This is a genomic window from Lonsdalea quercina subsp. quercina (genome assembly GCF_000688655.1).
Lineage (GTDB): Bacteria > Pseudomonadota > Gammaproteobacteria > Enterobacterales > Enterobacteriaceae > Lonsdalea > Lonsdalea quercina.
The window spans coordinates 173348-187647 of the sequence record NZ_JIBO01000006.1 but is presented as its reverse complement, the minus strand read 5'-3'; the positions used below and the strand labels follow the sequence as shown (position 1 = coordinate 187647).

Below are 14300 nucleotides of genomic sequence, written 5' to 3'. Positions count from 1 at the left end.
TTAACGGTTATCATCCACGGCGTAAATAAATTATTCTGCTTGACTATGGAAAATCCCACACTCTACCTGATAAATGCGACCACGCAACTTAATTAGCATGTAAAGGCGGTTTTCGCCACCGATCGCCCCGCGAGAACTTAAACGGGTAAGATAAAAATCTGGTAATTTGCCGTGTAAAGGCGTCAGGCAGTACAATGCGGCAAGATTTTATCCGCAGGAGCACAGGCGTTATGCACACCCATAAAGAAAAGACCCCAATCGATCGCGCCACCTTGCTGGCTGAAGCCAACACCCTCATCAAAAATCACGACGACTATCTGCAAGGTATTGAAGCCACCGACGTCGAACAAAAAAACGGCGTGCTGGTTTTCCGCGGCGACTACTTTCTTGACGACGAAGGCCTTCCTTCGCGCAAAACTACCGCCGTTTTCAATATGTTCAAATACCTGGCGCATGAGCTGTCTGATAAATACAGCCTGCAGGATTAGTCAGCCAGCGGAGAAACGTCGAGAGGCGTAAAGCAGGAAGTTTGATTCAGTCATAGCCCGCCGTAGCAGCGGGCTATGACTGGCAGGTCACAGGAGAGGCTGATGCCCTCTTTGCCACCAGCGCAGCATCAAGCGTTCCAGCGTCGCGCCCGCGCTGCCGGTGAAACGATCCATCAGACGTTTACGGCGCAAATAGTGCACTGACAAGACGTTATGCGTTTTCATCTCCGCAATCAGCAAATCGTCGCTGGTGCCAATCGCGTCCACCAGCCCCAACGCTTTCGCCTGAGTACCGAACCAGTGCTCACCCGTCGCCACCGCATTGATATCCAGACCAGGACGCATTTCACTGACGAAATTTTTAAACAGCTGATGCGTGATATCCAACTCTTCGCGGAATTTCTCCCGTCCGGCATCGGTGTTTTCTCCAAACAGCGTCAAGGTGCGTTTGTATTCACCTGCCGTATGAAGCTCGACATCAATATCGTTGTTTTTCAGTAACCGGTTAAAGTTCGGCAGTTGCGCAACCACGCCGATGGAACCGACGATGGCGAACGGCGCCGCCACAATGCGATCCGCTACGCAGGCCATCATGTACCCCCCGCTGGCCGCGACTTTATCCACCGCCACCGTCAGACGGATCCCCTTATCGCGCAAACGCTGGAGCTGGGAGGCCGCCAGACCGTAGCCATGCACCACGCCGCCTGGGCTTTCGAGTCTTAGCAGCACTTCATCGTTCTTGCGTGCTACGGCCAACACGGCGGAGATCTCCTCGCGCAGCGAACTGACTTCTGAGGCGTCCATACTGCCGTTGAAGTCAAGCACATACAGGCTGGGTTTNCCGTGCGCCTCCTCGCCGCGCCGCGTGCGCTGCTTCTCAAGCCGGGTTTTCGCCTTTTCCTCTTTCTTATGTTTTTTTTCCAGCGCCTTGCATTCCGCGTCGCTTAGCACTGCGCTTTCCATTTCCTGCTGTACGCCACGGTACTGTTCGCCGAGGTCGATCACCTGCAGCTCGCCGCTTCGCTGGCGTTTTCGCTGAGACAGGCCGACGGTCAGCACCACCAGCGCGCCGATGGCGACCACCACGGTCAAGGTCTTTGCCAGAAATAATCCATATAAAGCCACTAATTCCACGAATACCGCCTCTTATTCTTTGACGAGCAGGAAACTGACTTTGCCAGCGTTCCTGCTTGGGTTACATAACATCAGTGTCATAACGTAGCGTATGCCATACGTAATGGCGATGCCTCAGCAATGAAATTCACACTTTCGCTGTTTTTTCCAACGCCCCGCCCGGATATCACCTCAGTCTGATTGAAAATGCCTATCGTTTCAGGCATAAATTCTCTATTTATGCCTTCCTAAATCGATTTCGGATTCAGTCCGCCTTACGTGGCCGATAGCAATCCCCCTTCGTTCAGCGTCTGATTTGACGACGGAAAGAGGACATTGACGTGTACTATCAACCTAAAAACGACCTGCTGAAACAACGCATTATTCTGGTGACCGGCGCGGGCGACGGCATCGGACGCGAAGCCGCGCTGACCTATGCCCGCTACGGCGCCCGCCTGGTGCTGCTGGGCCGTACAGAAAGCAAACTACGCGCCGTGGAGCGGCAGATCCAAGAGGAGTGCGGCGCCCACAACTATCTGATTCCATGCGACATGCTAACGGCTACGTCGGAGCAATTTCATCAGATCGCGGATGCGCTGAGCCAGGCGATGCCGCGCCTGGACGGCGTCTTGCACAACGCCGGATTGCTGGGGCAGATCGCCCCCATGACGGAACAGTCGAGCGACGTTTGGCGACAGGTGATGCAAGTCAACGTGAATGCCACCTTTATGCTGACGCAGGCGCTACTTCCCCTGCTCCTTAAATCGTCCAGCCCTTCACTTGTTTTCACCAGTTCCAGCGTGGGGCGCCAAGGCCGCGCTGGCTGGGGCGCCTATGCCGTCTCCAAATTCGCCACCGAGGGCATGATGCAAGTGCTGGCCGAAGAGTATCGCCATCGTAATTTGCGGGTGAACTGCATCAATCCCGGCGGAACGAGAACCTCAATGCGGGCTGCTGCCTTCCCTGACGAAGATCCGGAAAAACTGAAAACGCCAGCGGATATCATGCCGCTCTATTTGTATCTGATGGGCGATGACAGTCGACGTAAGACGGGAATGAGTTTTGATGCCCAACCGAGAAGGAAACCCGGAGCGGCGAAATAACGCAGGCAGGAGGAGACGGTATTGATAAGAAAGACGTTCCAGAAAAATCAAACGGGATACCGTATTGCATTGGGTATCCCGTGGTAAATCATCCGTTACGCTTGGAAGGCGGATTACGGCGGCTTGGCGCAGCGCTTACCTGGCTGTGACGTTTCACCGCACGGCGGATCTGATGAGCTTTCATCCGACGACGTTCACGTTCAACCGGCAGTTTGCTCACCGTTTCGGGCGGCAACTGGACCAGTTCACGCAGATAGTTGACGTCTTCCAACTTCATTTCAGACCAGCCGCCACGCGGCAGGCTCTTCGGCAGTTGGATGTCGCCGTAACGTACGCGGATCAAGCGGCTAACCTGAACCCCGACGGCTTCCCACAGGCGACGCACTTCGCGGTTACGCCCCTCTGTCAGCGTCACGTTATACCACTGGTTCATGCCTTCACCGCCCTGATAGCGGATAGTGCGGAACGACGCGGGGCCGTCATCCAGCTGTACGCCTTTGCTCAGCTGTTTAATTTTGTCGTCGTCAACCGAGCCGAAGACACGAACGGCATATTCACGTTCGACTTCACGGCTAGGGTGCATCAAACGGTTTGCTAACTCGCCGTCGGTGGTGAACAGCAGCAGACCGGAGGTGTTAACATCCAGTCGACCGACCGCGACCCAGCGGGCTCCCTGCATTTTAGGCAGGCGGTCAAACACCGTCGGACGACCGTCAGGATCGCTGCGCGTACACAGTTCGCCTTCCGGTTTGTAGTACATCAAGACCCGGCATACCGTGTCTTCGGTATCGCGCACCGTCACCACGTGACCGTCGATGCGCACTTTGGTCGCTTGGGTCACTTCGACGCGATCGCCGAGCGTGGCGATTTTACCATCGACGCTAATGCGCCCTGCCTGAATCATTGTTTCGATTTCCCGGCGTGAACCATGTCCTGCACGCGCCAGTACTTTTTGTAGCTTTTCGCTCATTGAGCAACCTCTGAGTGTCGCCTTCACAGGCGTCTAGTATACTTTCAAAAACAATGAATTAACCCACAAAAAGGCCAACTCACTGATATGTAACTGTTCCACCATATGCATCGCGTAAACAACGTGCCATACACAATGATTTGTGGGCCGACATACTACACGAACTTCAGGATAAATGATTCTCCTAGTTTTATTCGTGTCGAACTGCGTACGATAAGCTATAAACAAGCGTATATAGTTATAAACTGAGTTTTTAGATTAATAGCTGTGCTACAAAACGGATCTTTGAATACTCACAAATTTGTATGCTGCTGGTCGTGCACAGAGCTTCAAAATTCCATAAAAGAAGATTTTTATCAGCATCACCTTAACTGACTACTTAGTCGCCTGTTATGAAGCTCTGCAGCCATTTAAATTAAGTAAATGCTGTGAGTTTTAGTTTGAGCCAGCGATTTCACTTATTTTAGTCTAAAGAGTCAAATTTTACACGAGTGAAGCTTTAAACTGGCTCGGTTCTTTTTCCCTTGAGTACGTTCATAAGTATCCTAAGGTTTGGAAAAGATACCTGACACTACTGGTATCAGATAACTAATCAATCGTACACTTATCCCCTGAAGGAGAACCCGCAAAAAACATTACTTTGTCGCATGTGATAATTGTTTTCTGTCCTTTATTTAATTTTGATGATTTTCTTCTTTCGCCAACATCCATGCTAAGACGTACAGGCATAAATTCATTTCCGCTTCGCAGCTCAATAACAACATTACCTTTAGAATTTTTTCGAATATTTTGAATTACACCTGTTATCTCAACTTTTCGTTTTCTGATCTTATCATCTAACAAAATCTCATTTTTATTATACATTTCTGCTAACGATTTTGCCGTGGTTTGATAAACAGAAACATTCTTTAATGCTATCGCTGTTTGTGAAGGAAAGGAAATAAAACTTTCAATACTCGATTCATAATTAGCAGCATCATTCTTATCCTTGTTATTTATGAGGTTGCTTGCTAATCCTTCACAGTTTGATACTTTAACCCCACTCGTTGTTTCCCAATTATTTTCGTTTAGCCAACCGCCTATTCTCCATCCCAAAGTAATATAATCATGAACCTCAGCGTAAGCGTCGTTTTTAACATCTCTTTTCATCCCCTCCGTCGCATTATCAATCAAGTCCTCAGCTGGATAGCCTGATAATGCTTGTTCGCACCCAGAAAATATTAACCATTTGATATAACCTATAATATCCTCTTTTCTAAGCTGTACATCTTTTCCTGGAATTGAGCTGCTTTGTCCAAATGCTGGGTGATAAAACAGGCCACTATAAATACAAAGCCCTAAAATTGTTACTAGAGTTTTTTTCAAACTTGCCCTCACTTATGAAAAATAAAAATATTAAACTGGCAGTGCTTTATCCACTCAAGGCCTAATACCAATTCCAATAGCATACCATCTTAGAGTAACTTCTAAAAAAGATCATCATTGTAAATTAAGATGTAACTTAACCAGAATTACTTTGATCTAGTTATTGTAACCCTAAGGAAGACGCAAATAATTGACATTCTTACAATCCGATCCAATTCTATATTATTTGGTGAAAGACCAATCAAGTATTGCACGGTCACATAAGCTGGCAAGCACAACAAATCCAAAATATTCGATTTATTGATGTTATTAGTGAAAATGATAATTATTATTTGATTCACAGACACCGGCGTCATACGCCCGCGCAAGAAAATTTGCGGCGCGCTTATAACCGCATTCGCGCCGAATGTATGCTGAATGTTGCCGATGTGGAACGCGTTAAAGAAACGGGGTAATGTCGCCGGTGCCTTCACGAATCACCTCCGGCGCATCGCCGGTGAGATCGATAACCGTCGTGGGCTGTTGCCCGATGAAGCCGCCGTGAATAATCAGGTCGACCTGCTTGCCGAGATGCTCTTGGATCTCTTCCGGATCGGACTCGGCGAAGTCGTTGCCCGGCAACATCAACGTGGTGGACATCAGCGGCTCGTTCATCGCCGCCAGCAGATCCAGCGCAATCGGGTTTGCCGGTACGCGCAGGCCAAGGGTCTTACGTTTCTCATTCATCAGGCGGCGCGGAACTTCTTTCGTACCCTTCAAAATAAACGTGTAGTTACCCGGCGTGTTGTTCTTGATGAGCCGAAACGCCGCATTGTCCACGTGTGCGTAAGTGGACAGCTCCGACAAATCGCGGCACATCAACGTAAAGTGGTGACTGCTGTCCAGATGACGAATGCGGCAAATGCGCTCCATCGCCGATTTGTCCTCCAACTGACAGCCCAACGCATAGCCGGAGTCAGTCGGATAAACGATGACACCGCCCTTGCGCAAGACGTCGACCGTCTGTGCGATCAACCGCGTCTGCGGATTTTGGGGATGAATATAAAAAAATTGACTCATGTACCACCTCATCTCTTCAAAACGTGAAGTCCGCCACTAGGGCGCTCCGCGCCCGGCGTTTCACGTGCGGCTCACAATCACGCCGTCAGCCCGTCTTTCAGTGCCGGATGTTCCCACACCGGTTCCACTCCGCCAGGCAACCACAATTTGCGTCCAAGTTCTATCCAGGCGCAGGGAGAGTGAAAGTCCGATCCCTGTGAGCCCAGCAAATGATAGTCCTGCGCATAACGCGCCAGCTGCGTACGCTCATCGGGCGCCTGCTGACACTGCGCGACTTCCATCGCGTCGCCCTGACATTCGGCAAAGTGCGCCAGCAGTCGTTTTAGCCACTTGGCGCTAAGCTGATAACGGCCGGGATGCGCCATAACCGCCACACCGCCGGACTGGTGAATGACGTTGACGGCCTGTTTTATTGTACACCACTGCGGCGGCACATAGCCGGTTTTGCCCTTCGCCAGATAGCGCTTGAACACCTGATTGATCGCCGTGGCCTTCCCCTGCTCGACCAGATAACGGGCAAAATGCCCGCGCGTGATCACGCCGCCAGCCGCGAGACGGGTCGCGCCTTCCAACGCACCGGGGACCTGTGCTTTTTCCAGCCGGACCGCAATTTGCTCGGCACGTTGCTGACGGTAGTCCGCCTGCTCGGCAAGCAGCGCCACCATCGAGGGATGGTGAGGATCGATACCCAATCCGACGATATGAATTTCATGATTTTCCCATAGCGTGGACACCTCGACGCCCGCCACCAGTCTCAGCGGCAGCGCCTCGTTCCGGATGGTCTCTCGCGCTTCCGGCAGGCCAGCGGTCGTATCATGATCGGTAATGGCCAACACGCCAACCCGCATAGCTACGGCGCGACGCACGAGTTCGGCAGGCGTTAATCCACCGTCGGAGGCTTGGGTATGACTGTGCAGGTCGTACAGTGGGAATGAAGCAAGGAGGGAGGTTTCTTCTGACACTCGTGGTATCCATCTCGTCGGGCAAAGATAAGTTCAGACGGCATGATGCCATCAATAGCGATAAAAAGGTAAGAAAGATAATCATGGCGATGGCCGTCATATCCGCACACTTTACTACAATTAATTTTGTTTTTGGGTTGACTTACCTACAGCGCTCCAGTTAACTAGTACGCAAGTTCAGTAACGGTATAGAGGCAGACAAATGGTGATGCAATCGAAAAAATACAGTGCAGGTTGGTGGCGCTTATCCCTCTGAGGGCGAATCGATCGCGCATACCCATTATCTGATATGCAGCATCCTTAAGCCCGCTCAAAGCGGGTTTTTTTATGGATAAAAAGAGTGACCATCATGCCAAAGACAAAACCAGAAATTGAATTACTTCGCGCCAAGGCAGAATACCGAGACGATCCGAGCGCGATTTTTCATCAGCTGTGCGGCGCCAGNCCCGCCACGCTGTTACTGGAGTCCGCCGAGGTCGACAGTAAGCTGAATTTGCAGAGTCTGCTGATCGTAGACAGCGCCCTGCGCATCACCGCCATGGGAACGCAGGTTTCGGTTCAGGCGCTGACCGCCAATGGCGCATCACTCCTGCCGTTACTGGATTACGCACTGCCGCAGGACGTTATCGTCAAAGCGCGTCCGAACAGCCGCGAGCTGACCTTTCCGGACATTGACGCGATGCAGGATGAAGATGCGCGTCTGCGTTCATTATCCGCTTTCGATGCATTACGGCAGTTGCTGACGCTGGTAAGTTGCCCGGACAATGAACGGGATGCCATGTTCTTCGGCGGCTTGTTCGCTTACGACCTGGTGGCTGGATTCGAGACGCTGCCCCCGCTGAATCAGCAGCAACGTTGTCCGGATTACTGTTTCTATCTTGCCGAGACCCTGCTGATTGTCGACCACCAGCACCAGACGACGCATCTTCAGGCAAGTCTGTTTACGCCGAACACCGTCGAGCGTTACCGCTTAGAACAGCGTCTCGAACAGTTACAGCACCAGATCAACCAGCCCGCGCCTGCACTGCCTCGCCAGCACGTTGAAAGCATGACGCTCGATTGTAATCAAAGCGACGAAGATTTCGGCGACGTCGTCAGACAGATGCAGCAGGCCATCCGACTGGGCGAGATTTTTCAGGTGGTGCCATCGCGCCGTTTTTCACTGCCATGCCCTTCCCCGCTGGCGGCGTATCAGACGCTGAAGGAACACAACCCAAGTCCCTATATGTTCTATATGCAGGATCAAGACTTCACGCTGTTCGGCGCCTCGCCGGAAAGCGCGCTTAAATATGATGCCGCCAGCCGCCAGATTGAAATCTACCCCATCGCAGGAACCCGCCCGCGCGGCCGCCGCGCCGACGGATCGCTGGATCGGGATCTGGACAGCCGCATCGAGCTGGAAATGCGTACCGATCATAAAGAGTTGGCGGAACACTTGATGCTGGTCGATCTGGCGCGTAATGATTTGGCGCGCATCTGCGAACCCGGTAGCCGCTATGTCGCCGACCTCACCAAAGTCGACCGCTACTCCTTCGTCATGCATCTTGTCTCCCGCGTGGTGGGTCAGCTGCGCGCCGACCTTGACGTCTTACACNCCTATCGAGCCTGCATGAATATGGGCACGCTGAGCGGCGCCCCTAAAGTCCGCGCCATGCAGTTAATTGCCGAGAGCGAAAAAACGCGACGCGGCAGCTACGGCGGCGCCGTCGGCTATTTCACCGCTCGCGGAGATCTGGATACCTGCATCGTTATCCGCTCTGCCTATGTGGAAGACGGCATCGCCACCATACAGGCGGGAGCCGGTGTCGTACTGGATTCCGACCCTCAGGCCGAAGCCGATGAAACCCGCAATAAGGCTCGCGCCGTTTTGCGCGCCATCGCCAGCGCCCATCACGCCAAGGAGGTGTTCTGATGGCTGATATTCTGTTACTCGATAATATCGACTCGTTCACCTACAACCTGGTCGATCAACTGCGCGCCAGCGGCCATCATGTGGTGGTGTATCGCAACATCATGTCGGCGGATACGATTATCGAACGCTTAAAGCTAATGGAACAGCCGGTGCTGATGCTATCACCGGGACCGGGCACCCCTACCGATGCCGGTTGCATGCCGGAACTACTACAGCGGCTACGGGGTCATTTACCGATTATCGGCATCTGCCTGGGGCACCAGGCGATCGTCGAAGCCTACGGCGGCCACGTAGGTCAGGCCGGAGAAATCTTGCACGGCAAAGCGTCCAGCATCGAACACGATGGACAGGCCATGTTCTGCGGAGTGAGTAACCCGCTGCCAGTCGCCCGCTATCATTCTCTGGTGGGCAGCGATATTCCCGCAACGTTGACCGTTAACGCACATTTCAACGAGATGGTGATGGCCGTTCGCCACGATCAGGATCGCGTCTGCGGCTTCCAGTTTCATCCGGAATCTATTCTTACCGCCCAGGGTGCCCGCTTACTGAATCTAACGCTGGAATGGGCTCTGGCATAAATTAGCAAGGACAGGACAATGCAAACCTTACTTCAAAAGCTTTACTCCGCAAAAACGTTGAGCCGTGAGGAGAGCCAGCAGCTGTTCGCGGCAATCATCCGCAATGAGCTGGAACCTTCTCAGTTGGCGGCCGCGCTGATCAGCATAAAAATTCGCGGTGAAACGCCCGATGAAATCGCCGGCGCGGCCAGCGCGCTGTTGCAAGACGCGCAGCCATTTCCGCGCCCGGATTATCCATTTGCCGATATCGTCGGGACGGGCGGCGATGGCACTAACAGCATCAATATTTCCACTACAAGCGCCTTCGTTGCCGCCAGCTGCGGCGCAAAGGTGGCCAAACACGGCAGCCGCAGCGTCACCAGCCGTTCCGGCTCTTCTGATTTGCTGGCCGCCTTCGGCATTCAGCTGGATATGTCGCCGGAAGCGTCTCGGAAAGCGTTGGACGAACTGGGCGTTTGCTTCCTGTTTGCGCCGCAGTACCACTCGGGCTTTCGTCATGCGGCGCCCGTGCGCCAGCAGTTGAAGACGCATACGCTGTTCAATGTGTTGGGTCCCTTGAGCAACCCGGCGCGCCCGCCGCTGGCGCTGATCGGCGTGTACAGCCCGGACCTGGTGAAACCTATCGCGGAAACGCTGAAGCTGCTCGGCTACCAGCGCGCCGCCGTCGTCCACGGCTGCGGAATGGATGAAGTCGCCATCCACGGACCGACCCAGGTTGCGGAGCTGCGCGACGGTGATATTGACACCTACGCGCTGACTCATCGGGATTTCGGGCTGGAAACCTACCCGATGTCGGCGTTGACCGGCGGTTCTCCGGAAGAAAACCGGGACATGATGGCCCGCCTGCTCCAAGGGAAAGGGGCACCGGCGCACAACGCCGCCGTTGCAGCCAACGTCGCGCTGCTGTTAAAACTGTTTGGGCAGGAGAACCTGGTGCAAAATGCGCAGCAGGCATTGGAAGTGATTCACAGCGGTCAGGTTTATCAGCGTGTGAAAGATCTGGCGGCCAGAGGACAGTAAAAATGCAGGATACCGTATTAACCAAAATCGTTCGCGACAAAGCTGAATGGCTTGCACGCCGCCGTCAGCAGCAGCCGCTGGCGGACTTTCAGTCACAGATAGTACCCAGTCAGCGCAGCTTTTATCAGGCGCTAAAGCAAACACGACCGGCCTTCATTCTGGAATGCAAAAAGGCCTCGCCCTCGAAAGGACTGATTCGCGAAGATTTCGATCCGGCGGCGATAGCGCAGGTTTATAAAGAGTACGCGTCCGCGATTTCCGTTTTAACGGATGAAAAATACTTTCAGGGTAACGTCGCGTTTTTGTCCCGTGTCAGCGCCGCCGTTCACCAGCCCGTGCTGTGCAAAGATTTCATTATCGATCCTTATCAGATCTATCTAGCTCGCTATTATCAGGCCGATGCGATCCTGCTGATGCTTTCCGTGCTAGACGATAACCAATACCAGCAGTTGGCCGAGGTGGCGCACAGCCTGAAAATGGGCGTTCTGACCGAAGTGAGCAATCCGGAAGAACTGGAGCGGGCGATTGCCTTGAAGGCTCAGGTCGTCGGCATCAATAATCGCGATCTGCGCGATCTGTCCATCGATCTTAACCGCACCCGCACGCTGGCGCCGCAGCTTCCGCCGGACGTCACCGTTATCAGCGAATCCGGCATCACTCGCTATGCGCAGATCCAGGCGCTGAGCCGCTATGCCGACGGTTTCCTCATCGGCAGTTCACTGATGTCGGAGTCCGATCTCGCCATGGCCGTTCGCCGGGTGATTCTGGGCGATAACAAGATCTGTGGTTTGACCCAGGCGGAAGACGCCCAGACCGCCTTCCAGGCCGGAGCCGTCTACGGCGGTTTAATCTTCGTCGAGTCGTCGCCGCGCAGCCTCACTTTGCAGCAAGCTTCTAACGTGATGGCCGGTGCGCCGTTGCGCTATGTCGGCGTATTCCGCAACGCGCCGTTAAGCGACATCGCCACCGCAGCCCACGCACTCAGACTGACGGCGGTTCAGCTGCATGGCGACGAAGACACGGCTTACATCGCGGCGCTGCGTCAACAACTGCCGGCCGACTGTCAAATCTGGCAGGCCGTCAGCGTCGGTGAATCCCTGCCTACTCTCGACCGTCCCCATGTTGATCGCATTGTGTTGGATAACGCGCAAGGCGGCAGCGGTAAGGCGTTTAACTGGCAAGTGTTGGAAGGCGCCAAGCTGGATAACGTGCTACTGGCTGGCGGGATCTCCCCAGATAACGCCGACCGGGCCGCCACGTTCGGCTGTGCAGGGCTGGACATGAACTCCGGCGTGGAGTCACAGCCGGGTATCAAAGATGCGCGGAAAATCCAGGCAATATTCAGAACGCTAGGCACAGCGCAACAGAATCGTACTTCATTGCATCAATAAGACAGGCTGATTATGACATTACTCAATCCTTACTTCGGTGAGTTCGGCGGGCAATACGTCCCTCAGATTTTAGTCCCAGCCCTGCGTCAGCTCGAAGAGGCTTTCGTCAGCGCACAGCGCGATCCCGAGTTCCAGGCGGAATTCGTCGACTTACTGAAAAACTACGCGGGACGGCCGACCGCGCTGACCCTTTGTAAAAACCTGACGGCAGGCACCCGCACCAAACTGTATTTGAAGCGCGAAGATCTGCTGCACGGCGGCGCGCACAAAACCAATCAGGNGCTGGGTCAGGCGCTGCTGGCCAAGCGCATGGGCAAAACAGAGATCATCGCGGAAACCGGCGCCGGGCAGCATGGTGTGGCGACAGCACTGGCCTGCGCGCTGCTGGGCCTGAAATGTCGCGTGTATATGGGCGGAAAAGACGTCGAGCGTCAATCCCCCAACGTGTTCCGCATGCGGCTAATGGGGGCGGAAGTGATCCCGGTGCACAGCGGCTCATCCACGCTGAAAGATGCCTGTAATGAAGCGATGCGCGACTGGTCCGGCAATTATGACAAGGCACACTATCTACTGGGCACGGCGGCCGGTCCGCACCCCTTCCCGACCATCGTGCGTGAATTCCAGCGCATGATCGGCGAGGAAACCAAAGCGCAGCTGCTGGAGCGTGAAGGCCGGCTGCCGGATAGGGTGCTGGCCTGCGTGGGCGGCGGGTCCAACGCCATCGGTATGTTCGCCGACTTTATCGACGAACCGTCCGTCAAACTCATCGGCATCGAGCCCGCCGGGCATGGCATTGAGAGCGGAGAACACGGCGCGCCGCTGAAACATGGGCGCACCGGCATTTACTTTGGGATGAAATCGCCGATGATGCAGACGGCGGACGGCCAAATTGAGGAGTCCTACTCTATCTCCGCCGGGCTGGACTTCCCGTCTGTCGGACCTCAGCACGCCTACCTCAATAGCATCGGCCGCGCCGACTACGTGTCCATTACCGATGATGAAGCGCTAGATGCTTTTAAAGCGCTGTCTCGTCATGAGGGCATCATTCCTGCGCTGGAATCTTCCCACGCGCTGGCTCAAGCGCTGAAAATTATCCAGGCCGATCCCGACAAAGAGCAAATTCTGGTCGTCAACGTATCAGGCCGCGGCGACAAAGACATTTTTACAGTACACGACATTTTGAAAGCTCGGGGAGAGGTGTAATGGAACGCTATAACGCACTGTTTCGACGTCTGGCAGAGAAAAACGAAGGCGCTTTTGTCCCCTTCATCACGCTGGGCGATCCCTCCCCTGAGATGTCTCTGCGCATCATCGATACGCTGGTGGAATCCGGCGCTGATGCGCTGGAGTTGGGGATCCCTTTTTCCGACCCGCTGGCGGATGGCCCGACCATTCAGGGCGCGAATCTGCGCGCATTAAAAGCGGGCGTCACGCCGGATCACTGTTTTGATATTCTGGCGGCGGTGAGACAGAAGTATCCGCACCTGCCCATCGGGCTGCTCATGTACGCCAATCTGGTGTTCAATAACGGCATCGAAGCCTTCTACGCGCGCTGCGCGCAGGCCGGCGTGGACTCCGTACTGGTGGCGGATGTCCCGCTGGAAGAGTCGGCGCCGTTCCGCACTGCGGCGATGCGCCATGAAGTAGCGCCGATTTTCATCTGTCCGCCTAATGCGGATGACGATCTGTTGCGCGCGATTGCCTCGTTTGGTCGCGGCTATACTTACCTGCTTTCGCGTGCCGGCGTGACCGGTTCGGAAAATCGGGCCGAGCTACCGCTGAATCATCTCATCGACAAATTAACCGAGTATCACGCCGCGCCGCCTCTGCAGGGATTTGGCATCTCTGAGCCTTCTCAGGTGGATCAATCGCTCAAAGCCGGCGCCGCCGGGGCGATTTCCGGTTCCGCCATCGTGAAAATCATTGAGCAGCACCAGCAGCAGCCGGAAGCGATGCTGAAACACCTGGGCGAGTTCGTCAGCCGAATGAAAGCCGCGACACGCCAGCCGGGTTAAACGTTATCACCTCCATCACCTCAGGTAAGGCTGACGCACGGGCGGCGTTTATACGTCGCCCTGATTCTATCCCCCAAGCGCCTTTATCTCACAACCTTCACTGGTCGCGGCTGCCAAAATCATGCCAACGCCTCGCGCCTGATTGACTGACTGAGCTCGCGCGGCTTAACGGCGGTCGCCTGTACGGCAGAGATAAACAGTTGTACGGTTCCCTCAGCTTCTTTTCGCCTTTTATAACGTTGCCCCACAATCAAATTAAGGCTGCTCTGATGGGTTATGGTGCCCTGTCTATGGCAGCGATGCATTCACTGACCACAGGCCGGA

The 14300-nt window shown here is 54.4% G+C and carries 11 protein-coding genes, 1 pseudogene and 1 other annotated feature; of the genes and pseudogenes, 7 read left to right on the top strand and 5 right to left on the bottom strand.

Going from position 1 to position 14300, the window contains the following annotated elements; genetic code table 11:
- The first annotated feature begins 230 nt into the window (after nucleotides 1-230).
- On the top strand, nucleotides 231-488 hold the full coding sequence (locus RZ35_RS05980) for a YciN family protein (RefSeq protein ID WP_026742480.1): 258 nt from the start codon (nucleotides 231-233) through the stop codon (nucleotides 486-488).
- 87 nt (nucleotides 489-575) lie between these two features.
- On the opposite strand, the gene sohB is transcribed toward RZ35_RS05980, so the two are convergent.
- Complete coding sequence (gene sohB, locus RZ35_RS05975) at nucleotides 576-1622, bottom strand: protease SohB (protein WP_026742479.1); 1047 nt, start codon at nucleotides 1620-1622, stop codon at nucleotides 576-578.
- A 320-nt stretch (nucleotides 1623-1942) separates the two neighbouring features.
- Here sohB and RZ35_RS05970 point away from each other — a divergent pair, with 320 nt between their 5' ends.
- Complete coding sequence (locus RZ35_RS05970) at nucleotides 1943-2704, top strand: YciK family oxidoreductase (RefSeq protein WP_026742478.1); 762 nt, start codon at nucleotides 1943-1945, stop codon at nucleotides 2702-2704.
- Between the two features lie 88 nt (nucleotides 2705-2792).
- Here the strand turns inward: RZ35_RS05970 and rluB are convergent, their stop codons facing one another.
- From rluB to rnm, 4 genes are all read right to left on the bottom strand, one after another.
- Entirely contained in the window at nucleotides 2793-3674 is an 882-nt protein-coding gene (gene rluB, locus RZ35_RS05965) for a 23S rRNA pseudouridine(2605) synthase RluB (RefSeq protein ID WP_026742477.1), read from the bottom strand.
- A gap of 588 nt (nucleotides 3675-4262) precedes the next feature.
- A complete protein-coding gene (locus tag RZ35_RS05960; protein WP_139171472.1) occupies nucleotides 4263-5039 on the bottom strand; it encodes an OB-fold protein in 777 nt (258 codons plus the stop codon).
- Between the two features lie 438 nt (nucleotides 5040-5477).
- A complete protein-coding gene (locus RZ35_RS05955; RefSeq protein ID WP_026739441.1) occupies nucleotides 5478-6098 on the bottom strand; it encodes an L-threonylcarbamoyladenylate synthase in 621 nt (206 codons plus the stop codon).
- Nucleotides 6099-6175: 77 nt separating this feature from the next.
- Entirely contained in the window at nucleotides 6176-7060 is an 885-nt protein-coding gene (gene rnm / locus RZ35_RS05950; protein WP_026742475.1) for an RNase RNM, read from the bottom strand.
- Between the two features lie 229 nt (nucleotides 7061-7289).
- Nucleotides 7290-7389: a sequence feature (Trp leader region), on the top strand.
- A 20-nt stretch (nucleotides 7390-7409) separates the two neighbouring features.
- Here rnm and RZ35_RS05945 point away from each other — a divergent pair.
- The 5 genes and pseudogenes from RZ35_RS05945 to trpA all read left to right on the top strand — a co-directional run bounded on the left by RZ35_RS05945 (nucleotide 7410) and on the right by trpA (nucleotide 13976).
- Nucleotides 7410-8972 carry an anthranilate synthase component 1 gene (locus RZ35_RS05945; protein ID WP_036152788.1) on the top strand — a complete coding sequence of 521 codons (1563 nt, stop codon included), beginning with the start codon at nucleotides 7410-7412 and terminating at the stop codon, nucleotides 8970-8972.
- Nucleotides 8972-10570: pseudogene (gene trpD, locus RZ35_RS18290) on the top strand (bifunctional anthranilate synthase glutamate amidotransferase component TrpG/anthranilate phosphoribosyltransferase TrpD). Before RZ35_RS05945 ends, trpD begins: the two are co-directional and overlap by 1 nt.
- A gap of 2 nt (nucleotides 10571-10572) precedes the next feature.
- Nucleotides 10573-11961, top strand: coding sequence for a bifunctional indole-3-glycerol-phosphate synthase TrpC/phosphoribosylanthranilate isomerase TrpF (trpCF, locus tag RZ35_RS05930; RefSeq protein ID WP_026742471.1), 1389 nt, complete (start codon nucleotides 10573-10575; stop codon nucleotides 11959-11961).
- A 9-nt stretch (nucleotides 11962-11970) separates the two neighbouring features.
- The gene (gene trpB, locus RZ35_RS05925; RefSeq protein ID WP_200873752.1) at nucleotides 11971-13164 is read left to right on the top strand and encodes a tryptophan synthase subunit beta; all 1194 of its coding nucleotides are present in this window, start codon (nucleotides 11971-11973) and stop codon (nucleotides 13162-13164) included.
- Complete coding sequence (trpA, locus tag RZ35_RS05920; RefSeq protein WP_026742469.1) at nucleotides 13164-13976, top strand: tryptophan synthase subunit alpha; 813 nt, start codon at nucleotides 13164-13166, stop codon at nucleotides 13974-13976. The genes trpB and trpA overlap by 1 nt, the downstream gene beginning before the upstream one ends.
- Nucleotides 13977-14300: the final 324 nt, after the last annotated feature.

Excerpts from the sequence above, each read along its gene's own strand:
- trpCF (WP_026742471.1), top strand. The coding sequence starts at position 10,573 with ATGCAGGATACCGTATTAACCAAAATCGTTCGCGACAAAGCTGAATGG.
- trpA (WP_026742469.1), top strand. The coding sequence starts at position 13,164 with ATGGAACGCTATAACGCACTGTTTCGACGTCTGGCAGAGAAAAACGAA.
- RZ35_RS05955 (WP_026739441.1), bottom strand. The coding sequence starts at position 6,098 with ATGAGTCAATTTTTTTATATTCATCCCCAAAATCCGCAGACGCGGTTG.
- RZ35_RS05980 (WP_026742480.1), top strand. The coding sequence starts at position 231 with ATGCACACCCATAAAGAAAAGACCCCAATCGATCGCGCCACCTTGCTG.
- rluB (WP_026742477.1), bottom strand. The coding sequence starts at position 3,674 with ATGAGCGAAAAGCTACAAAAAGTACTGGCGCGTGCAGGACATGGTTCA.